The 26309-nt window shown below is 56.8% G+C and carries 23 protein-coding genes; 5 read left to right on the top strand and 18 right to left on the bottom strand.

The window, feature by feature from the left end:
* Positions 1 to 39: 39 nt before the first annotated feature.
* The 6 genes from ACFDAU_RS14320 to ACFDAU_RS14295 form a co-directional block, all read right to left on the bottom strand.
* On the bottom strand, positions 40 to 5502 hold the full coding sequence (locus tag ACFDAU_RS14320; protein ID WP_413437575.1) for an Hpt domain-containing protein: 5463 nt from the start codon (positions 5500 to 5502) through the stop codon (positions 40 to 42).
* A 62-nt stretch (positions 5503 to 5564) separates the two neighbouring features.
* Positions 5565 to 7703 carry a methyl-accepting chemotaxis protein gene (locus tag ACFDAU_RS14315; RefSeq protein WP_413437574.1) on the bottom strand — a complete coding sequence of 713 codons (2139 nt, stop codon included), beginning with the start codon at positions 7701 to 7703 and terminating at the stop codon, positions 5565 to 5567.
* Between the two features lie 58 nt (positions 7704 to 7761).
* On the bottom strand, positions 7762 to 8274 hold the full coding sequence (locus ACFDAU_RS14310) for a chemotaxis protein CheW (RefSeq protein ID WP_413437573.1): 513 nt from the start codon (positions 8272 to 8274) through the stop codon (positions 7762 to 7764).
* Between the two features lie 33 nt (positions 8275 to 8307).
* Positions 8308 to 8670, bottom strand: coding sequence for a response regulator (locus tag ACFDAU_RS14305; protein WP_413437572.1), 363 nt, complete (start codon positions 8668 to 8670; stop codon positions 8308 to 8310).
* A 22-nt stretch (positions 8671 to 8692) separates the two neighbouring features.
* The gene (locus tag ACFDAU_RS14300) at positions 8693 to 9058 is read right to left on the bottom strand and encodes a response regulator (RefSeq protein ID WP_124703269.1); all 366 of its coding nucleotides are present in this window, start codon (positions 9056 to 9058) and stop codon (positions 8693 to 8695) included.
* Positions 9059 to 9219: 161 nt separating this feature from the next.
* On the bottom strand, positions 9220 to 9396 hold the full coding sequence (locus ACFDAU_RS14295) for a rubredoxin (protein WP_124703096.1): 177 nt from the start codon (positions 9394 to 9396) through the stop codon (positions 9220 to 9222).
* Positions 9397 to 9472: 76 nt separating this feature from the next.
* Between ACFDAU_RS14295 and thiD the strand changes: the two genes are divergently transcribed.
* From thiD to hemL, 3 genes are read left to right on the top strand one after another with little or no spacing between them, the layout of a single operon-like run.
* Positions 9473 to 10297 carry a bifunctional hydroxymethylpyrimidine kinase/phosphomethylpyrimidine kinase gene (thiD, locus tag ACFDAU_RS14290; RefSeq protein WP_413437571.1) on the top strand — a complete coding sequence of 275 codons (825 nt, stop codon included), beginning with the start codon at positions 9473 to 9475 and terminating at the stop codon, positions 10295 to 10297.
* Complete coding sequence (thiE, locus tag ACFDAU_RS14285) at positions 10294 to 10920, top strand: thiamine phosphate synthase (protein ID WP_413437570.1); 627 nt, start codon at positions 10294 to 10296, stop codon at positions 10918 to 10920. Before thiD ends, thiE begins: the two co-directional genes overlap by 4 nt.
* Before the next feature lie 2 nt (positions 10921 to 10922).
* A complete protein-coding gene (gene hemL, locus ACFDAU_RS14280; RefSeq protein WP_413439553.1) occupies positions 10923 to 12209 on the top strand; it encodes a glutamate-1-semialdehyde 2,1-aminomutase in 1287 nt (428 codons plus the stop codon).
* 58 nt (positions 12210 to 12267) lie between these two features.
* Here hemL and grxD read toward each other — a convergent pair whose 3' ends face one another.
* Positions 12268 to 12573, bottom strand: coding sequence for a Grx4 family monothiol glutaredoxin (grxD, locus tag ACFDAU_RS14275; RefSeq protein ID WP_413437569.1), 306 nt, complete (start codon positions 12571 to 12573; stop codon positions 12268 to 12270).
* A 201-nt stretch (positions 12574 to 12774) separates the two neighbouring features.
* Between grxD and ACFDAU_RS14270 the strand changes: the two genes are divergently transcribed.
* Together ACFDAU_RS14270 and ACFDAU_RS14265 are read left to right on the top strand one after the other, a co-directional pair.
* Positions 12775 to 13704 carry a DnaJ C-terminal domain-containing protein gene (locus ACFDAU_RS14270; RefSeq protein ID WP_413437568.1) on the top strand — a complete coding sequence of 310 codons (930 nt, stop codon included), beginning with the start codon at positions 12775 to 12777 and terminating at the stop codon, positions 13702 to 13704.
* Positions 13705 to 13709: 5 nt separating this feature from the next.
* Positions 13710 to 14009, top strand: a complete 300-nt coding sequence (locus ACFDAU_RS14265; protein WP_413437567.1) for a chaperone modulator CbpM — start codon at positions 13710 to 13712, stop codon at positions 14007 to 14009.
* Here the strand turns inward: ACFDAU_RS14265 and ACFDAU_RS14260 are convergent.
* The 11 genes from ACFDAU_RS14260 to purD form a co-directional block, all read right to left on the bottom strand.
* The gene (locus ACFDAU_RS14260; protein WP_413437566.1) at positions 14006 to 15091 is read right to left on the bottom strand and encodes a nucleotidyltransferase family protein; all 1086 of its coding nucleotides are present in this window, start codon (positions 15089 to 15091) and stop codon (positions 14006 to 14008) included. The genes ACFDAU_RS14265 and ACFDAU_RS14260 overlap by 4 nt on opposite strands.
* Positions 15078 to 16001: an HprK-related kinase A gene (locus ACFDAU_RS14255; RefSeq protein ID WP_413437565.1), complete on the bottom strand. Its 924-nt coding sequence runs from the start codon at positions 15999 to 16001 to the stop codon at positions 15078 to 15080. Before ACFDAU_RS14255 ends, ACFDAU_RS14260 begins: the two co-directional genes overlap by 14 nt.
* On the bottom strand, positions 15998 to 16294 hold the full coding sequence (locus ACFDAU_RS14250) for an HPr-rel-A system PqqD family peptide chaperone (protein WP_413437564.1): 297 nt from the start codon (positions 16292 to 16294) through the stop codon (positions 15998 to 16000). The genes ACFDAU_RS14255 and ACFDAU_RS14250 overlap by 4 nt, the downstream gene beginning before the upstream one ends.
* A gap of 13 nt (positions 16295 to 16307) precedes the next feature.
* Positions 16308 to 16901 (bottom strand): hypothetical protein, encoded by a 594-nt coding sequence (locus tag ACFDAU_RS14245; protein WP_413437563.1) that lies wholly within the window; start codon positions 16899 to 16901, stop codon positions 16308 to 16310.
* Positions 16902 to 17044: 143 nt separating this feature from the next.
* Positions 17045 to 17911: a peptide chain release factor N(5)-glutamine methyltransferase gene (gene prmC, locus ACFDAU_RS14240; RefSeq protein WP_413437562.1), complete on the bottom strand. Its 867-nt coding sequence runs from the start codon at positions 17909 to 17911 to the stop codon at positions 17045 to 17047.
* Between the two features lie 2 nt (positions 17912 to 17913).
* The gene (gene prfA, locus ACFDAU_RS14235) at positions 17914 to 18993 is read right to left on the bottom strand and encodes a peptide chain release factor 1 (protein ID WP_413437561.1); all 1080 of its coding nucleotides are present in this window, start codon (positions 18991 to 18993) and stop codon (positions 17914 to 17916) included.
* Entirely contained in the window at positions 18990 to 20240 is a 1251-nt protein-coding gene (gene hemA / locus ACFDAU_RS14230; RefSeq protein ID WP_413437560.1) for a glutamyl-tRNA reductase, read from the bottom strand. The genes prfA and hemA overlap by 4 nt, the downstream gene beginning before the upstream one ends.
* Before the next feature lie 98 nt (positions 20241 to 20338).
* Positions 20339 to 23563: a transglycosylase domain-containing protein gene (locus ACFDAU_RS14225; protein ID WP_413437559.1), complete on the bottom strand. Its 3225-nt coding sequence runs from the start codon at positions 23561 to 23563 to the stop codon at positions 20339 to 20341.
* A gap of 18 nt (positions 23564 to 23581) precedes the next feature.
* A complete protein-coding gene (hemF, locus tag ACFDAU_RS14220; protein ID WP_413437558.1) occupies positions 23582 to 24487 on the bottom strand; it encodes an oxygen-dependent coproporphyrinogen oxidase in 906 nt (301 codons plus the stop codon).
* Positions 24488 to 24497: 10 nt separating this feature from the next.
* A complete protein-coding gene (locus ACFDAU_RS14215) occupies positions 24498 to 25049 on the bottom strand; it encodes an L-threonylcarbamoyladenylate synthase (RefSeq protein WP_413437557.1) in 552 nt (183 codons plus the stop codon).
* On the bottom strand, positions 25030 to 26307 hold the full coding sequence (gene purD / locus ACFDAU_RS14210) for a phosphoribosylamine--glycine ligase (RefSeq protein ID WP_413437556.1): 1278 nt from the start codon (positions 26305 to 26307) through the stop codon (positions 25030 to 25032). The genes ACFDAU_RS14215 and purD overlap by 20 nt, the downstream gene beginning before the upstream one ends.
* Between the last annotated feature and the right edge of the window lie 2 nt (positions 26308 to 26309).

Below are 26309 nucleotides of genomic sequence, written 5' to 3'. Positions count from 1 at the left end.
ACTGGAGGGGTGGCCCGCTCAGTAGCGGGCCTGCTGAATTCAAGCCGTTTCAGACAGCTGCATGTAATGTGCAACTTGAGCCAGCAACTCTTCTTCCTGGAAGGGCTTGCCGAGGTAGGCATTGACCCCCAGGCTCATGGCGTGATCCCGATGCTTATCTGCAGTGCGTGATGTGATCATGATAATGGGCACCCCGGCCAGTTGCGCGTCGGCACGCATGGTTTTGGTCAGCTCAAAACCATCCATGCGCGGCATTTCGATGTCCAGCAACATCACGTCCGGTACCACATCCTGAAGCATTTGCAATGCATCCAGGCCATCCTTGGCAGTGATGACTTCATAACCTTCCCGTGCCAGCAGGCGGCCGGTAATCTTGCGTACGGTAAGCGAGTCGTCTACAACCATCACCACTTTGTTGCGTACAGGCTCTATTTCGACGATGGGTGCTGCGGTGGTCGGGGTGTGTTCTCCCTGGCGCAGTGCCAACTGCACAGGGTTGAGAATGAGCACTATCTGTCCATTACCGAGTACCGTGGCGCCGGCGATACCACTGACCCGGGCCAATTGCGGCCCGATATTTTTCACCACGACCTCGCGGTTGCCTATCAGCTCATCAACAAGAACTGCGCAACGCTGCATGCCGCTACGTAGCAGAATGACCGCATTGTAACGCTGGGTGAGATGGGCTTGCTCTGTCTGACCCAGGAGGTGCGGCAAGTAGAACAGGCTATAGTGGTTACCCTGCCATTCGATGGCGCCTGTGCCGAGTAATTGGGCCAGGACTTCGCTCTTGTATTCCTGCACCTGCTCGACCATGGTGGAAGGCAGTGCATACAGATGGTCGGCAGCCTTTATCAGGACTGTCTGGGTTACGGCGAGCGTGAGGGGCAGATAGATCATGAACTGCGCACCTTTACCCATTTCGCTGGATACTTCAAGACGGCCGCCGAGACCGGTGATTTCGCTTTTCACCACGTCCATGCCGATACCCCGGCCCGACAATTCGGTGACAGTTTCCGCCGTGGAAAAACCGGGTGCAAAAATAAATTGCATCAGCTGGTTGGGCGCCACGTTTATTTCTGGTTGCAATAGGCCTTTGGCAATGGCGCGAGCACGGATCGCCTCCAGATCGAGTCCGCGCCCGTCATCGCGCAACGACAGCATGACTTCGTTACCCTCCTGCCGTGCATGTAGCACAATCTCGCCGTATTCGGATTTTCCTGCCTGTACCCTGTCGGCAGGCAGTTCCAGACCGTGAGCAACGGCATTGCGTAACAGGTGTTCGAAAGGCGCAACCATTTTTTCCAGTACGCTGCGATCAATTTCGACCTGTTCGCCGATTATCTGCAGGCTGGCTTTCTTGCCCATATCCTTGGCCGCACGTCGCACCGTGCGGTGCAGGCGATCGGCAATGCTGGACAGTGGCACGATACGAATATGCATCAATGCCTGTTGCAGGTCACGCGTCATGCGGCCTTGCTGCGTTAATGCGATCTCGGTTTCGCCGAGGCCGATGGAGATGTTTTGCTGCACGGTACCGACGTCATTAATGCTCTCTGCAATCATGCGGGTAAGTTCCTGCAGCCGTGTGAAGCGGTCGAATTCCAGTGGATCGAACTGCTGATCATCCATTTGCATATGCGAGAGCGTGGACTGCATCTGGCTTTCCGCCTGGATTTCCAGTTCGCGCAACTGGCTGCGCAAGCGTCCGATATTTTCCGCCAGTTCAGCCGCGTTTTGTTTGATGCCGGAGACACTGCTTTCCAGACGCGAACGCGAGATACTGATTTCGCCGGCTTCGTTAACGAGTCGATCTACCGTATCAGCACGGATGCGTAGCATATGCGCCCGGGACTCCGACTCGATGAAAGCCACGGCTGGCGTATGCACATGCAGCGCCTCTGGCTGAACCGTATGTGGATGTGGCTCTTCTGTCTCGACCGACGGTTTGATTTCCTCAGGGTGCAGCAACTGGTTCAATGCATCGTTAAGACGGTCCAGCTCGATTTCAAATTCATCGAAATAGGCTTCTCCCAGGGAGCCGGATTCAAGCGCGTTGACCACTTGCGTTTCCATGACATGGGTCAGCTCGCCTAGACGCATGGCGCCGGCCATACGCGCGCTGCCTTTGAGTGTATGCAACAGTCGCTGCAAGCTGGCGGGGGCATCACCCTGGGTGGGATTGGCACGCCAATTGCGGCTTTCAGCACTGATCTTCGGCATTAATTCAGCCGCTTCCTCAAGGAAAATCGGTAGCAACTGATCATCGAGATCATCCACAATATTGCGGCGTGCCTGTTGCTCCTCGGCAGTGGCGAGCAGCGTATTGAGGTGCGGAATGTCCGTGGCAGCTTCGATAATATTTACCGGACTGACCGAGAGGGTATCAGCCGGGCCTGCTCCGATTTCGATACCCGGCTCGACGACGGGTTCAACGCTAACTGCATCGCTTTCGGTCAGTTGCGCTTCGTATTCGAGGGTGGCGGTCTGCAGGGCTTCCAGCGCGGCAATGAGCTCACGCGCCGGTACGGGTGGTGTCTTTGCCCGGATGTTGTCCAGCATTGCACCCAGCGCAGTGATGGTGTCGTCAGTCAGCCTGCTGTCTGACGGCAACGGTGCAACGCTTTCTTGTAACTGGGTAAGCCATGCTTCAAGGGCGTGCGCGAGATCTGCCGCGGCGGTGAAGCCAGTGGTGCCAGCGATTCCTGCCAGTGTATGCGCCGCACGCATGAAATCGTATGCGACGGGCTCTCCGGGATTGTTTTGCAGGCGAACGAATTCGCGACGCAATGTGGCGTGATGCTGCTCGGCTTCGCGCAGGAATATATCCAGCAGGGGTGCAGAGATCAGATTGGTGCCAATGCTGATACGATCATCTTCGGGGGGGGCAATCTCAACCACCGTCATTTCTTCTGCGGTGTTGAGGTTGCCGAGGTCCGTCTCGGCTATTGCAGTAACAGACGAGTCATCTGTAACGGCGGCCTCGGATTGGCTGACCGTTTCTATGGGCTCATGTACCGCGCTCTCGAGTTCTGGTGCGGCGTGCTCTGCCTGTGGCAGTTCGGCCGGTTCGAGAGCGGGTTCGGGTAGTTCGCCAGTGCGTAACTGAGTTGCCTTTGCCACTAGCTCGTCAGCGACAATGTGGGCTTGTCCGCTGGATTTTAGTGATTTGATCCAGCCGTCAAAATGAACATGAGCATCGCTAAGAACTTCCAGGACAGCCTCACTGGCAGATTTTTCATCCTGCAGCCACTGATTGAGCAGTTGCTCAATGCTCCATGCAACTTCACCCAGATCCGTGAGGCCCACCATGCGACCGCTGCCCTTCAGAGTGTGGAAATTGCGGCGCAGGGTAGTAAGGCTGTCGTGGTTATGGGGTTCAGCCCGGGAAATTTCCAGATGGCTGGCAATGCTATCGAGAACTTCACTGGCTTCTTCCAGGAATATTTCCAGTAGCTCGGCATCAATAGCCTGATTTGTGGTGTCATCTGCAAGTGCAGCGATTTCATGCGGTACTGACTGGCTGCCGCTGATTTCCTGGATCGCTTGGCTCAGTGCCGGATTGGGACCATTACCGGCAAGCTTGAGTGCGTCGGTTGTTTGCTGCTTGAGCGCATAGTCCCCTATGAGTTCGGCATCCTCTTCGAGCTCATGCAATGCGCTCAAAAACTTTTTTTGAGCATTTTCCTCTTCGGGGGCTTCTTGCCAGGCGTTATGCTGTTCCCGAACGTCCAGTTTCAGCGCATCCAGGCTGTCTTCAACACTGGGCGTGGACGGATCGGATGCTGCGTCGGCTTCTGGTTCCCACAGACCAAGCTGCTGAAGCGCAGGGAGCAGAATGGTGTCCGCATCGCTGCGCTGATGACGCAATGCATCAATAAAGAGGCCTAGGCTGCTCAGGGCGTCAGCGAGCACCGCAAAATCGGTCTCGTTAATCGGACGCTGAACATCCTGAAAACCCAACACGATATTGCGCGCAGCGCTGAGCAACTGACCGGCCTGGTCAAGCTGCAGAATGCTCAGTGCACCCTGTACCTGTGTCAGCGGTGCATTGATGCTGACCAAGGTTTGACGATCGTGCTCAGGGTCACGGAAAAAGGCATCCAGCACTTCTTCGGCCTGCTTCAGGTTGGATTGGATTTCTTGCGCAACCTGGGCAATGAGCAGACGTTCCTGAGCGTGGCGCGACATTTCGTCCAGAAGCGGGATTTCAGGTATCTGCGAGACATCTACGTCGCCATAAGCGGCAGCGCGCAGGCGCAGCATTTGCACATCGGCTTGCGCTACCAGTTCGCCCGTGACGTTCTGGTAGTTTTCCAGGGTGTTTTGTATCAACAGCAATGCAGTGGCCATTTCCAGCCCGAGCGATTCGGTTTTGTCCGAGGCAAGCGACCCGGTGGAGTTGGCGATTTCGCTGATCAGTGTCAGTAAATTCGACAACGGTGTGCTTTTGAGTTCAGCAATGCGAGTGTGCAACGTATTGATATGGGATTGGAATTGCGCCAGGCTGTCGCGATTGCCGGCAGTGAATTTGAGCCAGGACTCCTTGGCTGGCGCGAGCAGGTTACGCAATTCTTTCAGCAATGGCATCAGCGCCGCCATTTCACCGGATTCACCCGCATTGTCCGGCATGATGTGGTCAAGCGAAAACGCTTCCTTGACGGCTTTGACATGGTCGCTGACATCGCCGCTTTTAGCCACGAAATAAAGAATATCCTTGAGCAGGCGTTCTGCCACCTTGTTGGAGCCCTCGGCCAGACGGCGCATTTGCAAGTCAATGCGGCCGCAAAGTTGCTTGACTGCAAAATTGGGCTCAATGGCGTGGTTAGCCAGACAATCTACAAAGGCCGTCGCACCCCACCACAATGTGCGGTTGGCCGGCAGTTCCATCGCCTGTTCGATTTCATGCACCGCCCCACGCATAACCGCCAGACCCTGGTCTGCATTCTGTTGACGCAAAAACGCCAGCAGACCGCGCTGAAATTGGGCGCGTGACTTTTTGACCAGCGCTGTCAGTTCCGCTTCGGTACGCGATACAACAGATGGTATCCTGGGTGCGCGTTGGTTCAGATCAGGGAAAAACAGGTCGCTTTCGGCACTATTTTCGATGCCCAGAGTGGTGCGAATTTCCTGGTATAGCGGAAACAGACGCAACTCCAGATTGGGTTTGCCTTTGACCAGGTCGTCCAGATAGATGCATATTGCATCGATGGTGCGTTGTATCAGATCAATGGCCGCAGCATTAACAGGCAGAGTCTGGTTTTCCAGTTGTTCCAGCAGTTTTTTCGTTTCCTGGGATACGAGTGCTACGCCTTGCAAGCCGACCATTTCGATGGCGCCGCTGACCTGATTCAGGTAGGTGCGCGCATTGCGCAGTTGTGCTGGGTCGTCTTCCCCTGGGCGAAACTTGCTCAGGGCGTCGCGGGTTTGCTGCAGGGCATGGTCAATTTCGCTTTTAACCCAGCTCAGCGGGCCAGTATCATATTCCACAGTTGCGCTCATGGTGTGTCCTGTTTAGTCGGCTAATCACGGCGGCGTGCGCCATGCGCACGCCGGGAGCTGCGTTAGGCCAGTTTGAAGCCGGCAATTGATTTCTTCAGATCGGCTGCCAGGTCGCTCAGGGCACCGATCGAGGACGCGGTCTGGTTCGTGCCGTTGGTTGTCTGCTCGGTAATGCTCTGGATGTCCTGCATGGTACGGGCGACTTTGGTGGCTGCAGCAGCCTGGGCTTCGGTTGCGGTCGAGATGTTTTCGATCAGTGCTGCCAGATTGCGTGACACCTGGCTGATTTCGGACAGCGCCTGGCCGGCAGCGTCGGATAGTTTTGCTCCCTCAACCACACCTTGGGTACTGGTTTCCATGGCGGCAACCGCGTCCTGCGTATCCGACTGAATGGTTTTCACAATCGCTGCAATCTGCTTGGTAGCCTGGGCGGAGCGCTCTGCCAGACGTTGCACCTCTTCCGCAACCACCGAGAACCCGCGCCCCGCTTCACCAGCCGACGCCGCCTGAATGGCAGCGTTCAGTGCCAGCACGTTGGTCTGCTCGGTAATGTCGGAAATCAGTTCCACAATTTCGCCGATTTCCTGTGACGATTCGCCCAGGCGCTTGATGCGCTTGGATGTTTCCTGGATCTGCTCACGAATCCCGTTCATGCCGGAGATGGAGTTTTGTACCGCGTGTGTGCCTTTTTCTGCAGCTTCCAGTGACTGGTGCGCCACTTGTGCAGACTGGCTGGCACTGGCGGACACTTCATTAATGGATTCCGACATATCCAGAATAGCGGCAGAGGTATCTTCGATTTCACGTGACTGGCGCTGCGCGGCAGACAGGAGTTCGTCCGATACCAGTTTGGCCTGGGTGGTTGTCGAATTGACTTGCTCAGTAGCTTTATTGATACCCACAACCAGTGAGCGCAACTCATCAATAGTGAAGTTGATGGAGTCTGCAATTGCGCCGGTGATATCTTCGTTAACCGTTGCGCTGACGGTCAGATCGCCTTCCGAGAGGTCGCCCAGTTCGTTCAGCAGACGCAGAATGGCTTCCTGGTTACGTTTGTTTTCGGCTTCACCCTGCAGGGCACGGCGTTTGGCTTCGTTGATGTTGATATATCCAAACAGCGCCAGACTGGCCAGCCCCAACACACCAAACAGAATGGCCAAAGCATTGCCAAGTGCCCCCAGCCCTTGATAGGCAGTGGTGATTTTTTGTGAGTCAGCCAGAAGTTTATCGCTCTCGGTAAAAATGCCGTGTCCGGCCAGCTTGGCTTCCACGAGTGGCTGCATGTTGGCAAGGATGTTGTTGACATCGACTTCGAACCCTTTATAGGCAGAGAGAATATCCTGCAGCTTGGCGCGAACGTCCTGGTCCGTGGCGGCAGTCAAGCGCAGCTTTTCGCTGCCGTCATTCAGCCCGTTCATGATGTCCTTGTAGGTGGTCGCATCCTTGCCGAGCTGAAATGCCACGTCCTGGTCGATCACTTCACTGGACAGCAGCGTGTTGGCGTTTTTGGCCATGCGTTGAGTCAACATGACCATTTCGCTGGCCAGGGAGGTGGGGCGTTGCGGCGAATTGGCATCGTTCATGCGGCCAACAAGCTGTTCTGATAGTTCCAGCAATGCAGCACTGGATTTGTTAATGTTTCCTACACTTTTATGCAAACCGACCAGGGTTTTTTCCTGACCCAGAATCAAGTCGATCTGGCCAGTCATCGGCTTCCAGTCTTTATCCAGTTGAGCCAGTAGAGGCTGAACCGAATTGGGCGAAGCAGGGATGCTGCTGTTGCCGTTTATCAAACCTGACAGGCTGTTTTTGAAGATGTTGCGGCTGTCCTGCAGTTGCTTGAATGCCTCAGGGGTGCCCAGCACAGCCTGTTGTGCACCCTTGGCGATACGCTGCGACAGCATCTGCATTTCGGTAGACGTACCGATATATTCGGTTTTATTACCTGCCTGAATGGTGCTGTATGTCACCAGGCCTGCTGACAGCACGAGCAGGGCCAAGGCTGCGCCCAGCGTGAGCATGTACTGCTTTTCGATCGGCAAGTGGCCAATGAGTGGTGTTTCTCCAGGAGTTTTGGCAGAAATTTTGCGTAATCCACTCATGATAAGCGTGGTGTGCTCGGGTACGTCGCGAGCACTCCTGGATTTGGCGGTTTTATCCTTGGAGGACTTAAGATTGAAACTGGGAAAGCTGATAGCCATGCTTTTCTCCGCTTAACATGTTATTGATTAAATAGATTATTGTGATGATGAAATGCGTCTAGATGCCTGCCTGGAGAAAGGCCGGGTGCGAAACGAGCGCGCCCATGTCCAGAACTTTCCAGAAAGCATCCTGATCATCGCGATAATGACGAGATATCCATTCCGTATCAGACGCGCTGGTTTCTTTGTGGCTTGCCTGTTCCGTGCTGCGTAATCCCAATGTCCGGTCGACGAGCAATGCGGCATTCACCGCGAATCGGCTGTGTACCAGCAATAATCTCGTATCCGGGCCGGGTGTAACCGTCGCATGTCCAGAAAAAGCGGACAAATCGACAACGCTATACAATTTGCCGCGGATATTTGCGACGCCCAGGAGCCAGGCCTTGGCTAGCGGCACCCGCACCCATGGACCCGGTGCAATGACTTCGCTGATATTGCCAAGTTCGACCAGCCAGTTTTCATCGCCAACGCGCACTCCCAGGCTGGTTGCCAGGGAGGTACGGGTACTCGCATCCTGAAGACGGGCGCTCAGGTCTTGCTGGAATTGTTTGAGACTGACGCGTTTTGACATGGCTGTATGTGAATGGTCAGAAAAACAGGAGGCTTATAAGGCACGGATCTTTTGCAGCAAGGCAGGGCCATCAATGGGTTTGACCATATATTCAATGGCGCCCTGACGCATTCCCCATATTTTGTCGGTTTCCTGGTTTTTGGTGGTGCACAGGATGATGGGAATATGTTTGGTATCGTCGTCGCGCGTGATTGCACGAGTGGCCTGAAAGCCATTGAGACCTGGCATCACCACATCCATCAGAATCAGGTCAGGTTTGGTTTGCTTGGCTTTGTCCAGCGCCTCGGTACCATTTTCAGCCATGCTGACATCATAACCATTTTTTCCGAGCAAATCGGCCAGGAAAAAGCGTTCGGTGGGGGAGTCGTCTACAATCAGGATGCGTTGGATAGCCATGGTAATAATCTCGTCTTAAAGGTCAGGCAGCTAAATGCTGGGTGGTGTGGCGTTGTACTGCGGTTAACAGGGTGTCTTTGGTAAATGGTTTGGTCAGGTATTCATTGGAACCGACCATGCGCCCGCGCGCCTTGTCGAACAGGCCATCCTTGCTTGATAGCATCACTACCGGCGTGGCCTTGAAATGGGCATTCTTCTTGATCAGCGAGCAGGTCTGGTAGCCATCCAGGCGCGGCATCATGATGTCTACAAAAACAACATCCGGCAGGTGCTCGGTGATTTTTGCCAGCGCGTCAAATCCATCTTCGGCAAGAATGACCTGACAGCCGGCCTGATTGAGAAAAATCTCTGCGCTACGGCGGATTGTGTTGCTGTCATCAATCACCATCACTTTGATGCCAGCCAGATTTTTGGTGTCGCTCACGCTGTATCCCGTCCTGGTTATGTCGGTTTAAGCCTACTTAATGGTGCAGATGCAATAAGCACCAGTACAGGCTTTGAGTAAATATCGGACTGCGCGGCGAAATCTTTAGTAATTGCTGTGGTTAACTATATCTGGATTAACTCAAAATCATCCTTGCGTGCCCCGCAATCAGGGCAAGTCCAGTTGGGCGGCACATCTTCCCAACGGGTTCCGGGAGCAATGCCATCATCCGGGCAACCTTTTTCCTCTTCGTAGATAAAACCGCAGATCACGCACAGATAGCTGTTGAAGGGGGGTGCCATTGAGTCTCTACTTTTAAGTTAAAATATATATTCTAACTCCTTATGCACTGAATTATTTAGTGCTGCCTCCTTGACCATGACCGACGAACTCCCGCCCATCGTACTCACTTTTGCCGCGACTGATCCTAGTGGGGGAGCCGGTATTCAGGCTGATATCCTTACGCTGACCAGCATGGGTTGCCATGCGTTGTCGGTAGTGACCGCGATAACCGTGCAGGACACGGTTGGTGTGGAAGATTATCTGCCGATTGATGCCGACTGGATTGCCGACCAGGCGCGCAGCGTACTCGAGGATATGCCGGTGGCCGCATTCAAGATCGGTCTGTTGGGCAGCATTGAGGCCATCGCTGCTATTGCCGAGATCGTCAGCGATTATCCCGATGTGCCGCTGATATTGGATCCGGTTCTGGCATCCGGGCGTGGTGATGAGCTGGCTAGTGACGACATGCAGGCGGCGCTTCTCGATATGTTGATCCCGCAGACAACCATCCTGACCCCCAATAGCATGGAAATTCGGCGTCTGTTGCAGGACGACAGTGAAGATAATGCCGAGCTTGATCTGGGCGAATGCGCCCGACGGCTGATTGATATGGGTTGCGAATATGTGCTGATTACCGGCACCCACGAGAACACGCCTCAGGTTTTCAATACGCTCTATGGTGAGAATGGTGTGTTGCGCCGGGATGCCTGGGACAGATTGCCGGGCAGTTATCACGGCTCGGGTTGTACGCTGGCATCTGCTATTGCCGCAGCTTTGGCGCATGGCCTGGATCTGCCCGAGGCAGTCCGCGAAGCACAGGAATTTACCTATGAAGCGCTGCGCGCCGCGTTCCGCCCCGGCATGGGGCAGTTCATTCCGGATCGCCTGTTCTGGGCGCGTGAAGGCGAAAAGCCACAATGATCGGCGGACTTTATGCGATCACGCGCGAAACCGACGATAGCGCCCGGCTGTTGAACGAGGTGGAGGCGGCGCTCAGGGGCGGCGCCGCGGTTGTCCAGTACCGTGATAAAAGCGGCGACGTGGCGCGCCAGCACGAGCAAGCCAGCGAGTTGCTGGTTATATGCAAGCGCTACCGGGCGCCTTTGATTATCAATGACAGCCTGCGTTTGGCTGACCTGGTGGGTGCGGACGGCGTCCACCTTGGCCGCGACGATGGCGGCATTCGCGAAGCGCGCATTGTGCTGGGCCCGGACAAAATCATTGGCGTGTCATGCTATCAAAGCCTAGATCTGGCATTGGCAGCTCAGGCTGCAGGTGCCGATTATGCGGCATTTGGCAGTTTTTTCGCATCCCCCACCAAACCCGCTGCGCCGCGCGCGGATATCGCCCTGCTGCAACACGCAAGTGGAGTGTTGCACCTGCCCATCGTGGCAATAGGCGGCATCACACCTGACAATGCAGAGTCGCTCATCGAGGCGGGGGCGGATGCGATTGCGGTGATTCATGCCTTGTTTGAGGCGGCCGATATCGAAGCGCGCGCGCGTTGCTTCGCCGATTTTTTCATTGCTGAAACAGAAGACTGAAAATCATGAGTAAAAATGAAGAACTGTTTGCCCGCGCCCAGCGCCATATTCCGGGTGGAGTCAATTCACCGGTGCGCGCGTTTCGTTCGGTGGGCGGCACGCCATGCTTTTTTGAACGTGCGCTGGGTGCACGTGTGTGGGATGCCGATGGCCGCGAATACATCGACTATGTAGGTTCGTGGGGACCGATGATCGTTGGCCACAGCCACCCTGAGGTTTTGCAAGCCGTGTATGAGCGCGCGGCGCGCGGTCTGAGCTTTGGTGCCCCGACGGGTCTGGAAGTTGAAATGGCCGACCTGCTGGTTGAGCTGGTGCCGAGCATGGACATGGTACGTCTCACCAGTTCCGGTACCGAAGCGACGATGAGTGCGATTCGCCTGGCGCGAGGCCATACCGGGCGCGACAAGATCATCAAATTCGAGGGCTGCTACCATGGTCATGGCGACTCGCTTCTGGTCAAGGCGGGTTCGGGCGCGCTCACTTTCGGTCAGCCCAGTTCCGCCGGGGTGCCTGCTGAACTGGCTGCACTCACGCTGGTGCTGGATTACAACGACACGCAGCAACTGGCGGATACCTTCGCCCGCATCGGTCACGAAATCGCTGCGATAATTGTCGAGCCGGTAGTGGGTAACATGAACCTGATTGCACCGCGTGCGGAATTCCTGCAAGCCATGCGCGATTTGTGCACGCAGTATGGCGCGGTGCTGATTTTCGACGAGGTGATGACCGGGTTTCGCGTTGCGTTGGGCGGCGCGCAGGCGCTGTACGGGATTACCCCGGACCTTTCCACCTTCGGCAAAGTCATTGGTGGCGGTCTGCCAGTAGGCGCATTTGGCGGGCGGCGCGAGATCATGGAAAAACTCGCGCCGCTGGGCCCGGTTTATCAGGCAGGCACGTTGTCAGGTAACCCGGTTGCGGTGGCGGCAGGCCTGGCGACACTTGGCCTCATTCGTGAACCGGGTTTTCATGAACGTCTGGCTGCTACTACCACAACCCTGGTGACCGGGCTGTGCGACGCTGCTTCCAGCCATGGCGTGGTGTTTTCAGCGCAGGCAGTGGGCGGCATGTTTGGCTTGTATTTCCGCGCCACAGCGCCACAAACCTATGCGGAGGTGATGGAATGCGACAAAGAGGCATTCAACCGCTTTTTCCACGCCATGCTGGATGTGGGCGTTTACTTTGCGCCCTCAGCGTTCGAGGCAGGGTTTGTGTCTGCTGCGCATGGTGCCGCAGAAATTGAGGCCACACTGGCAGCAGCGGATCGGGTATTTGCGCAAATGGCGAGGTAATCGCTGGATGCCCAATAAAAAACGCAGCTCAGGCTGCGTTTTTTGTTTGACGATTAAATCAGGCCAGCAGTTTTTGCAACTCACCGTTCTTGAACATTTCTTGCATGATGTCGGAACCGCCAACAAACTCGCCATTCACGTAAAGCTGCGGGATGGTCGGCCAGTTTGCATATTCTTTAATGCCCTGGCGAATTTCCGGGTCGGCCAGAACGTTTACCGTAAACGGATCGGTGACGCCGCAGGACTTGAGAATTTGCGTGGCATTGGCGGAAAAACCGCACTGCGGGAATTGCGGTGTACCCTTCATGTACAACACGACTTTGTGAGAAGTGACTTGCTCGCGGATGGTGTCTTGTGCGCTCATTGTTGCTGGTACTCCATGAAAATTAGGTTATAACGATGCGGGGGAATACCCGACTAAATCAATCAGGAATAATACGCGCGAGCAGACGCTCGCGTCAAGCCTCACCGGAACGCTTATTTATCAGGCTTTGCTTGAAATTGTGAGACGACAGTCCAAAATGAGAGCGTATACGAACTTGGGCACAAAAAAGGAAAAACTGCTGTGGAATACAAGGATTATTACAAGATTCTGGGGGTGGCGCGGGACGCATCGCAGGATGAAATCAAACGAGCTTATCGCAAGCTGGCGCGTAAGTACCATCCGGATGTAAGCAAGGAAGCCGACGCTGAAACACGCTTCAAGGAAATCAATGAAGCCAACGAGGTGCTCAAGGATGCCGAAAAGCGGGCGGCCTATGATCAACTCGGCAGTCGCTGGCAGGCAGGCGAACAATTCCGTCCGCCGCCTGATTGGGATGCGGGTTTTGAATTCAGCGGCGCTCCCCATCAGCGGGGCCAGGCTCAGGATTTCAGCGATTTTTTCTCCGAGCTGTTTGGTCGTCGGACACGCCATGCTGGCGCGCAACAACGTGCAGCGGGACAGGATCATCACGCCAAAATCATGCTCGATCTGGAAGACGCCTATCGCGGCGGAACGCATCGAATCAGCCTGCGCGTGCCGGAAATTGATGCGAGTGGACACCTTGCATACCGCGAACGCAGTCTGGATGTACAGATGCCAAAAGGGGTGCGCGCGGGACAACAAGTGCGCCTCGCAGGTCAGGGAGCGGCCGGCGCGGGAGGCGCGGGAGACTTGTATCTGGAAGTGCAGTTCAAACCGCATCCGCTATATCGTGTGGACGGTTCGGATCTTTATCTGAAACTGCCGGTTGCTCCATGGGAAGCCGCGTTGGGTGCCACGGTGAAGGCGCCTACTCCAGGCGGAGGAGTTGAAGTGAAAATACCGCCCGGTTCCCAATCCGGACGCAAGCTGCGCCTGAAAAGCCGCGGGCTGCCGGGCAATCCGGCGGGTGACCTGTATTTGACGCTGGAAGTGGTGCTGCCGGAAGCGACAACACCGCGCGCGCGCGAGCTATATCAAACCATGGCGCAGGAGCTGGCATTCGATCCGCGTCACTCGCTGGGGGTATGACGTAGATGGAATCACATGCCACGCCTGTACTTACTGCAGACTGTGTTTTTAAACTGACACTGGAACAACTTGCCTGGACTTGCGGTGCTGAATCCACCTGGATATGCCAACTCGTAGACGAAGCCATCCTTAACCCGGCAGGCACCACTCTTGCCGACTGGCGTTTCAATGCAGAAGACCTGGCACGCGCGCGCCGCGCCTGGCGGCTGTATCACGAACTGGAGGCCAACCTGGAAGTGCTGGGCTTGATGCTGGATATGCAGGACGAGATCGAACGGCTGCGCGCACGTTTGCGCTGCGTTTAATTTGCCGCCGAGTGTGGTGGAAACAGCGCCTTGTGCGCCAGGTGATAAGCCAGCAGGTGCGGCGGCATGCGCAGCCAGTGGGCGCGCGCATAGAGCAGGCCGCGCGCCGGGACAGACAGTGCATCGTGGCAGCTGGCGTGATCAGGTACTAAGGCACGCTGTAGCAGCGCATTCATGAGCTGCTTTGCCGGTATAGAGGGACGCGCGCATGCGTCGATCTCGCGCAGCACCGGGGAAGGTACCGGCGTAGCAAACAACCGCACCGCCCAGTGCAGCGCGAAATACAGTGGCCGCGCCAGATCCAGTTGTTGCGCGCGCGGCACCAAGCCATCCCAGAACTCTGCCACGGTACCGAATTCGCGCAGCAGCAAGTCGATGTCCGACAAATCGCGCAAGCCATGCTCGAATTCGCCGCAGAATAAATGACTGGCCGAGTGCAGCACCATGTCGGCGGGTGCCAATGTGAACAGATTCGTTGCTCCAGGTATGGCCTGGACAGCAGCAAGAAGCAAAGTGGGATTGGGTTTCAGGCGCGCGGTTTCCGGCAGAATGGCATGGTGCACGTCGATCACGGAAAGGCGTTTGAGGTGTACCAGCGGGGGTATCTCGTGCATCCAGTTGCGATAGTAGCGCTGGTCATAGGCATCGTGCTGGGTGGCCACCCAGCCGCGCATTTTGAGTGCGGATTCGACCTGCGCGATGTGTGTTTTGGGCACCAGAATATCGACATCCGAGAATACCCGGCCACGCCCTGCAACCAAGCCCGCCAGACAATATGCCGCGCCTTTGAGCAGGGTAAGCGGCACGCCAATGGGTAACAGGGTTGTACGGATTTGGGATACTTCCCAACGCACCGCAAGGGCTTGTTTATCTGCAATGACACGTGCCGACAGCAGATGTGCCAATGCAGCTTCGGGTACTAGGTGGATCTGGCCTGTCTGGGTCCATTGCCAGTGCAGCCGCGCCAGGAGACCCGCCTTGCGTCCCTGCCGGATGAGTAAATCCCATTCGTTCATGAGCAATGATTCGAGCGGCAAAGCGCCACGCAATGCACGCACGACCAGGCAGTCATTTGGAGGCATTGAGTTTGGCCTGTACCAGTTGATCGAATACAGTAACCGCTTCTTCGAGATTGCCATAACAGAAGCGGAGCGTACTGGTAGTGTCGATTAAATCAGCCAGGCGTAAAAACCCCTCGGCACCCTGCAGGCTGTAATTGAACGCATTTTCAGCCAATTCGATGAAAGCCTGACTACGCTCCACTGGCTCCATTACGGCAGGTGAGTCGGCCAGAAATTTAGGAAAGATTACCCACGCAGGACGTGCCGGCTGGTTTACCCGCGCGACACTGTCTGCAGGTGCTCGCATATGCGCAACCGTTCCTTTGACAGTATCGGCCACCACCTCGCCAATAAAAACATCGGGAGCGAAATCGCGAATGACATCAATGGAGCGATTTTTTAAGCTGATCGGACGCGCTATGGGCTCAATCTGTCCTGTCTGTGAAATTAATGTGAGTTCATCCGACAGTAAACGCCAGCCGCGACTGACCAGCCCTGCGGTGAGTGTGCTTTTGCCTGAACCAGGCGGCGCAGGCAGGATGACGGCAAGACCGTGTTTTTCGACTGCAGCTGCATGGATGATCAGGAATTGCTGGGCATGAGTGGAAATGCACCAGTTTAATCCCCACTCAAGCAAGGCAAAAGCTTGTGCGAATGGCAGCGGTTTGAATGGTACAAAGCCGTCAAATCTGAATAGTACCTGGGGCTTGAACCAGCGCCGAAGGTTGGCAGGTCGCTTGAGTGTAATGTGAAAATCAGCGAAGTGATTGGCGTCGAGTACGGGTGCATCGGCATAAAGCTGACAAATGCCTTCTCCCACCAGGTCAATGTCACTGCAAATATGTGAAACGAATCCGCCGGTGCGCAAATATAGTCCTGCGCCAGACAGTTCGCGCTGGATTTTCGACAGGGAGTAATCGGCAACAATCAAGCTTGATGAGCCGTGATCAGACCAAGGTTATCCAGATCCGCTAGCGTGCTTTCCAGTATTTCGCAAAATTGAGTATCGTTTGCTGCTTCAGCCGAGTCCAGCATCCCTGATAGCTCAAGCTGTGTCATATTGCTTACCCGTAAGTGCTCAATGATACTGCCTGCCAGCGCACCCAGCTGATGCGTGTCTCCCGAAGCCACATTGTAGACTACGTAGGCGTTCCCCCAATGGCGTAAAAGTACGCCCGCGTCCGAGGCAATTACCCAAACGGCATCACTTGTTGATGGGCACATTAGCCAGAATTACCTACGGCTTTTTCCTGGGAGAGGCATTGAAAGAATTGTCGTTGGGGAGCGGGCAAGGTGATTCCAAGCTTGAGATATCTTTCTTGAGTTGATCCGGATTGGTCATGTAGCTCGCCTGATACATATTAATAATTTCTTGTGCGCTATAACCGTATGTCATATTGCCGTTATCACTGGCAGACGCATTCAACAATGCGCCCACGATGTGACAACCGAGCGAGCCTTCCTCGTCCGTCAATACCTGCATGAGCGTTTTGGTACCATAAGTGGGGGCACCAAAAACGCTGGCAAATGTAGCGGAGGTTGTGTAGGAAGTGTACGTCGACCATGATCCTGGGCTATTTTTCCAGTACCCAGGCGAGCAGCCCTGGCAGGTCACAGCAGGACCATGCATGGAAGTGTTGCCGGATTGCATACCTGAGACGGTGCAATAGTATTGGGCTCCGAGAACCGGTTTGCTGACCAACGTGGCGATGACCGTGCCTGCACCCAAGCCGGTTTTGGTAAAGCGGCGTCGCGAATCACTTGTTACGCCGTCCTTGCCAACAGCTTCGGTCACGGCAGTTCCCCGCTCTTCGTAAATTTTATTATCCATTATCGGCCCCTTAAAATCGTACAGCATATCAATTATATGCAGCTAATAAGCAAAAAACATTCCAAAATTTTAATCCTGCGTTGAGCACCCACAGCGACAAGCGATGGCTAGTTGTTCGAAGATGATATCAGTGAGCACAGGGATCAGAATGTAAATTTATCCGACACCCCTATTGTTACCCGTTCGACGCTGGCGAGATCTTGATAAGTGACGGATTCATGGAATCCCGTTTGCCGTAACGCAGCACGAGCATATTCGCCCTGGTCGTAACCATGTTCCAGTAATAACGTGCCGGTGCTAGCCAGGTGGGGTATTGCCTGAGTGATAATTCGGGTAAGTGCATCGCGTCCGGACGCGCCTGCGGCGAGTGCGCGGGTCGGCTCGAAACGCAAATCGCCACGCGCAAGATGAGGGTCGTCCGCGCGGATATACGGCGGATTGCTGACAATAACGTCAAATTTCTCGACACTGTCGAGTGCGCTGAACCAGTCGCTTTCAATAAACAGTATATTGTTGGCTTTCAGATTACGGGCATTGGTTTGCGCCAATTCCAGTGCTGCCGCGCTGACATCGACAGCTACCAGCTCGGCTAAGGGGCGCAGCTTGGCCAATGTGATAGCGATGATCCCGCTGCCTGTGCCCAGATCCAGTACCCGGCATAGCCGATCCACGGGGATGCGCGCCAGCGCCAGCTCCACCAGCAGCTCGGTTTCCGGGCGCGGGATGAGCACGGCCGGGCTGACCTTGAACATCAGGCCGTAGAATTCCTTTTCACCAAAAATATAGGCGATCGGTTCGCCTGTCAGTCTGCGTTTGAGCCAGCCTGTATAACGCGCCGCGACGGGCGCGGCGAGCATTTCGTCATCATGCGCCAGCAGCCACGCACGGTTGACGTCAAGGGCTGCGGCCATCAAAAGCTGTGCTTCCAGGCGGGCGTCGCAGGACGCAAGACCGAGTGCCTGCGCCAGTTGTGCCTGATCGGCGGCGAGAAGTTCTCGTATCGCCAACAAAATTAACGCTCGCCCATCGCTGCCAGCAACTCGGCCTGGTATTCGGACGCCAATGCGTCCAGCAGTTCGGTGAGATCACCGTCCATGATGGCGTCGATCTTGTACAGGGTGAGGTTGATGCGGTGGTCGGTGATGCGTCCCTGCGGGAAATTGTAGGTGCGCACGCGCTCGGAGCGGTCACCGCTGCCGATCAGGGACTTGCGGGTGGCGGCTTCCTTGGCGGCGATTTCGCGCAGTTGCTTGTCCTTGATGCGTGCAGCGAGCACCGATAGTGCCTGTGCCTTGTTCTTGTGCTGCGAGCGGTCATCCTGGCATTCCACCACGATGCCGGTGGGCAGATGGGTGATGCGCACCGCGGAGTCGGTCTTGTTGATGTGCTGGCCGCCGGCGCCGCTGGCGCGATAAGTGTCGATGCGCAGGTCGGCCGGGTTGAGGTTGACGTCGGCCACTTCGTCCGCCTCCGGCATCACCGCTACGGTACAGGCGGAGGTGTGGATGCGCCCCTGGGTTTCGGTGGCAGGCACGCGCTGCACGCGGTGGCCGCCGGATTCGAATTTGAGCCGCGAGTAGGCGCCGCGCCCGATAATTTTGATAATCACTTCCCGATAGCCGCCCAGTTCGCTCATGTTTTCCGAAATCAGTTCGATTTTCCAGCGCTGCCGTTCCGCATAACGCGTATACATGCGCAGCAAATCCGCGGAGAACAGCGCCGATTCGTCGCCACCGGTGCCGGCGCGGATTTCCAGAAAGATATTGCGCTCGTCGTTGGGATCCTTGGGCAGCAGTTCGGCTTGCAGTTGGGTCTCGAGCTGTTGCAGGCGTGTCTGGGCATCTGCGATTTCGGCTTCGGCCAGTTCCTGCATTTCCGGGTCGGACAGCATGGCCTGGGCATTGGCAATGTCGGTTTCGGACTGACGATAAGCCTTGTAAAGCGCGACCACCGGAGAGATTTCAGCATGCTCGCGGGTGAGCTTGCGGTAATTATCCAGATCGCTGGTCACTGTCTCGCCGGCCAGCAGACGGTTGAGTTCATCCAGCCGCTCGGTAATCTGAGCGAGCTTGGTTAACAGGGTTGGTTTCATTCGTGGTGGAGCGAGTAAAGGCGGGCCAGCAGCGCGGCCAGTTCCTGGCGTTCTTGGTCGCCGGCATGGCTGAGTGCATGCGTCGGCAAATGCAGGAATTTATTAGTGAGCGCGCGCGACAGCACGTCAATGACTTCGTGCGGATCGTCGCCGCGCGCCAACATTTTTTGCGCGCGCTCCAGTTCGTGGCGGCGGTAACGTTCGGCATGGTCGCGCAAACCACGGATGGTCGGTACCATTTCCCGGGTTTCCATCCAGTGCACAAAGGTCTCCACCCTGGCTTCGATAATCGCCTCGGCCTGGCCGACATGCGCCTGGCGATTGTCCATGCCCTGTTTGACCACTTCGCCCAGATCGTCCACGGTATAGAGAAATACGTCGGCCAACTCGGCGACTTCGGTTTCAATATCGCGCGGCACGGCCAGATCCACCATGAAAATGGGACGGTGACGACGCGACTTGAGCGCACGTTCGACCATGCCTTTGCCGAGTATGGGAAGGGGGCTGGCGGTACTGGTCACCACAATGTCGTAATCCGCCAGATGCTCGGGCAGGTCAGTCAATGCAATGGCGCTGCCGCGATAGCGGTCTGCCAGCAGGCGCGCGCGTTCTTCGGTGCGGTTGGCAACCAGAATATGCTTGGGATGACGCGCGGCAAAATGCGTGGCGCACAGTTCGATCATCTCACCCGCACCGATGAACAGCACATTCTGTTCGGCAATGCTGGGAAAAATACGTTCTGCCAGCCGTACTGCGGCGGCTGCCATGGACACAGAACTGGCGCCAATTTCGGTGGTGGTGCGCACTTCCTTGGCCACTGCAAAGGTACGCTGGAACAGCTTGTGTAGCAGCATGCCGAGCGTGCCGGCATGCTCGGCAGTTTTCACTGCCTGGCGCATCTGGCCGAGGATCTGGGTTTCACCCAGCACCATCGAATCCAGTCCGGATGCCACGCGAAATGCATGGCGCGCTGCATCGGCTTGCGGTAGTGCATACAGATAGGGTTGGATAACCGAGCGCTTGAGCTGATGATAGCGCGCCAGCCAATCCAGCGCGGCTTCGCCCTGGCGGGTGTTGCAATAGACCTCGGTGCGATTGCAGGTGGACAGGATGGCTGCTTCTTTCACCGGCGTGTGTGTAGTCAGGTCGCGCAGCGCGTCCTCCATGCGTTCGGCATGAAACGCCACCCGCTCGCGAATGCTGAGCGGTGCGGTCTGGTGATTAATGCCGAATGTAAATAACTGCATGGATGAGTTGAAGCATTATAAACCTGTCCATTTTAACCAATTGTGGAAAACAGCGCAGGGCTGCGTGTAGTTCAGCCTTGATACGGACTCTTGGGTGTTCAATAGGTTTCCTCGCGCTTGGGCTTATGGTCATCAGCGGGCGCAGTTAACTCAGGAGTGCCGCTATTTGTATCGGGTGTGGGCGGTGCGCCAGGAATGGTTTCCGCTGGCTCAGAGTCAGGTGTCGGTATTACAGGGGGCGTGGGTATCGCTGCCTTTTTATCGGAAGCGGGCGGCTGTGAGAGCTGCGGTTTGGCTGGCGGCGGTGGGGACACGGCTGCGGGGGCTTGACTGGTTTCGGCAGCGGCCTGACCTTCGGCCGGCGCCAGAACATTGCTTAATTCCGGTCCCATTTCCTTGAGCAGTTGAGCCGGCAAGGAGCTGGTAAAACGGTACTTGGCGGCTTCTTCACCGGGTACCAGCGCGGTCATGGTGCCAAAGAAACGATCGCCGAGGAAAAACACCATGGTAGCGGTACGATTTACTACCCGTGAGGTGAGCAGATTGCCGCCTGCCCCAAAAGTTTTGTAGCGATGGTCGCCGGTGCCAGTCTTGCCCCCCATGATAATGGGGTTGCCTTTGCTGTCCTTGAACGCGCCTTTCAGACGCGCGGCGGTGCCTTGTTCCACCACGCCCTGCAATGCGCGCCGCACTACCTGTGTGAGCTCGACGGGGAGCAGGCGCTCGCCTTGCGGTTGCTGGCGCACAAACACGGTTTCGTAGGGTGTTCCGGCAGCGAAGTGCAATTTCTGGATGGATACCGCCGGCAGACGTACGCCGTTGTTGACCACCACGCCCATCAATTCGGCGAGTGCGGCGGGGCGGTCAGCCGAGCTGCCGATGGCGGTGGCATAGGAAGGCACCAGACTGTCAAACGGGTAGCCAAGCCGCTTCCAGTCGCGATAGATGTTCTGGAAAGCTTCGACTTCAAGCAGGCTGTGGATGCGCTGATCCTGAGCATTTTTGCGGCTGGTCTTGAACAGCCAGTTATACACTTCGATGCGCTGATCATGGCTGGCAGAGACAATGTCGGCAAAAGTAGCGGCCGGGTGGCTGCGCAGATAGCGCACCAGCCACAATTCCAGCGGATGAATCTGCGCGATGTAGCCACGGTCCGCGAGCGAGTAAGCACCGCTTGCGTTCTGCGAGTAAAGCGTCTGGATTTCCCTGTCCGACAGCGTCGCACCATCCAGCGCGCGTCCACGCAGGAAACTGGCAAATGCGTTGAAAGGCGCGTCCGGAGCGACATAACGGTAAATCGCTGCCAGTCTGCGCGGCACCGGATGCACTTCGGAAAACAGTTTTTCAGTCACCTGGGCAGGATTCAGTCCGCGGTATTTTTTATGAAAGCGCAGCAGGAAGGCTTGCCCTTCCCGGTCGGCAAAGCGCTCCAGATAAGTTTTACGCGCAGGGTTGCTGGCATCTTCAAGAATCCTGCCTACGACACCCGGGTTTTGCGCAATATAGTGGCGCACAATGTCGCGCATCACGCGGATATAGACCAGGTTGACCGAATTGCGTGTGGCTTCCCAAAGATTCATGCGGCGACCATTGTCGTCCTTGTTGAAGTTGACGAAATGAAGTAATCCGCCACCAGTGAAGAAACCGGTAGACGGATCCGCAGAGTAGGTGCGGTTCATCGCGCCCTCCAGCATCGCAGCAAGGCTTTTGTCCTGCGCAGTGAACAGGTATTGAGCTGCCCACTGGGCAATCGCATCGTTATCCTGTCGGGCGATTTCATGCAGGCGCTTGTCAGGCAGATGCAGATACGCATTGTGCAGCTTGCTGACGATTTCCAGATAACTGATCAGGGTGCGCAGTTTGGCGGTGGAGCCCAGGTCGAGTTTGGCGCCTTTGTTGATGTCGAACGGCTGGTTGAGGTTATCCGCCTGAACCCGCAATAGCGCGCCTTGCGGGCTTATTTCATACAGGGTGAAGCTGTAGATGATCTTCGATAGATCATTCTCCGGGCTCAACAGATTTTTTCCGTAGATACCTACCGCGTGCGCACCCTCGGGCGAGTTGAGGCTTATCAGCAAGCGGCTTACCGCCTTTTGCGCGGCGGCGTTCAGGGTGCTGTTGGCGGACAGGTCGAGGCGGTCCACGTCGTACAGACGATTCATGCCAAGCAAGCCGGCCAGCCGTGAACGCACGGCATTGGCGGCTTTTTGTTCGACAAAGTCACGGTTGCTGACCGCGCGCTGGATATTGAAATGTAAGGGGATAGCCAGTGCGGCGTCGCGCAGCGCCGGGCTGATCAGCCCGGCTTTGGCCAGCAGGCGTAGGTAGATGTTGGTGTGATCGTTCAGAGCCTTGCGATTGCTGCCCAGATAAAACGACGGTTTGCGCTGCGCAATCAGCAGCGACAATACATGTTTGTAGGCATTGGCGGTGGCGTGATCAGGCTGGTTGGCATTGAGCAGACGCGTCACCTCCCGGTAGTCCAGGCCGTACCATGCCCACAGCGCGTCGGGCAGGCCGATCACTTCGCCAAAGCCGGGTGCGGCTGAGAGCGGCACCGTGTTGAGATAATCCAGCACCACCCTGCGGCGCGCGGGCAGGGTGTTCTCACCGTCCAGATAAGCGCGTACCGATGCCGATTCCATTTGCTGAAGCTTGTCGCCCATGGACAAGGTCAGGCCATCCGGCGAATGCCGGTATTTTTCGATCTGCGTGGCGAGGGTGCTGCCGCCCGGCACGTCGTGCGCAGGGTGGAATATCTGAATAATCTTGTCCGTGACTGCCTGTGCCAGCCGGTCCCATTCCACGGCTGGATTGCGCTTGGGATTATCCGTCGACAGCAGTTCGCGGTTTTCGATGAACAGCAGCGAGTTGCGCACCAGTGAGGGAATGCTCTGAAAATCGCTGAATACGCGTTGCGGCGTGCGACTGGAAAACATCACCGCGCCGGTGGTGTCGTACAGGGTGAGGCCGGCCTGGTCTTTTTCATGGTAGGGCAGGAATAGGTCGTTATCGGCCATTTGCGCCATGGCCGGACTGATGCGTGCCTGCGCAGCAATCGCGAAGCCGGAACTTGTCAGGCGCTTGCTGAAGTCCGGCAGACGGGTGTAACCAAGGCGCACGTCATAAGGTCCATCATGCGGAAAGCGGATGGATGGGCTGGGGCCGGGTTCCAGCTTGAAATGCATGCGCGCGGCATACTCGCTGAGAAATTTTGCCTGCAAGGTGGAAGTGGTGAACTCCCAGGCGAGAAAGCCCGCCAGTACGCCTACGATGAGCAGGCCGCTACCGGTAATAATGAGTTTGCTGCGCGTGGATGCCATGATGCCGCCTAGACCGGGTTAAGCACTGGCGAGCCAGTCTTTGCCAGTGAGAAAATCGCTGTACAGGCGTGCCTCCGCCGTGCCCGCTTCAGGTTGCCAGTGGTAGCGCCATTTGACCACCGGAGGCATGGATACCAGAATGGATTCGGCACGGCCATTGGATTGCAGGCCGAACAGCGTGCCGCGATCATACACCAGGTTGAATTCCACATAGCGACCGCGCCGATACGCCTGAAAATCGCGTTCGCGTTCGCCGTAAGGGGTATCCATGCGGCGTTCCAGGATGGGCGCGTAGGCGGAAAGGAAATGATCGCCCACGCTTTGCATCAGGTTGAAGCTGGAATCGAAATCGCCCTCGTTGAAATCGTCAAAGAAGATCCCGCCGATACCGCGCGGCTCGTTGCGATGCTTGAGGAAAAAATACTTGTCGCACCATTGCTTGAAACGCGGGTAATAGGCGGCGTCAAACGGATTCAGCGCTTTGCGGCAGGCGTGATGAAAATGCACCGCATCCTCCTCGAAGCCGTAATACGGCGTCAAGTCCATGCCGCCACCGAACCACCACACCGGCTCGGCGCCGGGTTGGGTGGCCATGAAAAAGCGCACATTGAAATGCACGGTGGGAGCATAGGGATTGCGCGGGTGGAATACCAGCGACACCCCCATGGCTTCGAAGCTGCGTCCTGCCAGTTCCGGCCGCACCGCGCTGGCGGAAGGGGGCAGGTTGTCGCCGAACACGTGGGAGAAATTCACCCCGCCACGCTCCAGCACGTTGCCGTCTTCCAGTACGCAACTGATACCGCCACCGCCCTCCGGGCGCGCCCAGCTGTCGCGCAGGAAGGGCTTGCCGTCGATCTGTTCCATGCGCTCGACAATGAGCTCCTGCAGTTCCAGAAGATATTCCTTGATTGAATCGGTGTTCATGTTTCGTTCCTTAGCTGCGCAGGATATCGCCGCTGGCAAAATCGATAATGGTGCTGGGACGCCGGGCTATGCCGATTTTACCGGGAATGACGCGGATTTGATTGCCGAACATCCGGTGGCAGTCGCGAGCGTTTTTCAGTGGCCTGCCGCCTGCCCGATTGGCGCTGGTGGAAACGAGTGCCATGCCGAAGCGCTCGCACAACGAGGCCGCGAGCGGGTGCGCGGTGACGCGTACCGCCAGCTTGGTGTGGCGTCCGGTGAGCCAGGGCGGGCAATGCCCGGTCGCGGGCAGCAGCAAAGTGACTGGCCCCGGCCAATAGCCGGAATGCCGGGCAGCCTGCAATGCTTCGGCATCCACGTAGCGTTTGAGTTGTTCGACGCGCGCAGCGATCAGTATCAGCCCTTTGGATTTCGGCCTTCCCTTGAGCTGCAGAATGCGTCTGACGGCGTGCGGGTTCATCGGGTCGCAACCCAGCCCATAGCAGGATTCGGTGGGGTAGGCAATGACGCCACCTGTCTTCAGCCAGCCACGCAACACGGAATCAACGGGGTTTTTTGTCAATTGCACGGTAACCGATATCGCGCCGCATCTGGCAGCCGTCGAAGTGGATCTGATCGGCAATCTCATAGGCGCGGCGCTGCGCAATTTTCACGCTGTCGCCCAGCGCGGTGACGCATAACACGCGTCCACCGCTGGTCACTACTTTGCCGTCCTTGAGTGCCGTGCCGGCGTGAAATACATGGAAGTCTTCCTCATCCCTGGGCAGTCCGGCAATCTCGTCGCCGCTACGCGGCGCATCCGGGTAATTCGCCGCCGCCAGCACCACGCCCAGTGCGGTACGCCGATCCCACTCGGCTTCCACTTTGTCCAGCGTGCCATTGACGGCGTGTTCCATGATGCCGACCAGATCGGATTTCAGGCGCAGCATGATGGGCTGGGTTTCCGGATCACCCATGCGGCAGTTGAATTCCAGCACCTTGATATGGCCTGCGGCGTCGATCATCAGTCCGGCGTAAAGAAATCCGGTGTAGGCCACACCCTCTTTTTTCATGCCGGCCATCACCGGAGCGATGACTTCGCGCAGCACGCGCGCATGGATTTCCGGGGTGACCACCGGTGCCGGCGAATAAGCGCCCATGCCGCCGGTATTTGGACCGGCGTCGCCGTCCAGCAGGCGTTTGTGGTCCTGGCTGGTGGCCAGCGGCAGTACGTGCTCGCCGTCGCACATCACGATGAAGCTGGCTTCCTCGCCGGTGAGGAATTCCTCGATCACCACGCGTGCACCGGCGCTGCCGAGCTTGTTTCCTTCCAGCATCATGTCCACCGCCGCGTGAGCCTCTGCCAGAGTCTGCGCGACCACCACGCCCTTGCCTGCCGCCAGCCCATCGGCCTTGATGACGATAGGCGCGCCGTTGGCGTCGATGTAGGCATGCGCTGGCTGTGCGGCACTGAAAGTCTGGTATTTTGCGCTGGGAATGTTGTGCCGCGCCATGAATGCCTTGGCGAAATCCTTGGAGGCTTCGAGCTGGGCAGCAGCCTGGGTGGGGCCGAAGATTTTCAGACCGGCCGCACGGAATGCGTCCACCACGCCGGCGGCCAGCGGTGCTTCCGGCCCGACCACGGTGAACGCGACGCCTTCGCGCCGGGCAAATTCCACCAGGCTGGGAATGGCGCTGACCGGCACATTGGTGAGCGCCGGATCGCGCGCCGTGCCGGCATTGCCGGGCGCAACCAGCACTCTTGAAATGCGCGGCGACTGGGCCAGCCTCCAGGCCAGAGCATGTTCGCGACCACCGGAACCAATGACTAGAGCTTTCATAG

Origin of the sequence: Sulfuriferula sp. GW1 (assembly GCF_047300855.1) — a bacterium.
GTDB lineage: Bacteria > Pseudomonadota > Gammaproteobacteria > Burkholderiales > Sulfuriferulaceae > Sulfuriferula.
Note: the sequence above shows the minus strand (reverse complement) of the source record. Positions and strands in the feature narration are given on the sequence as shown.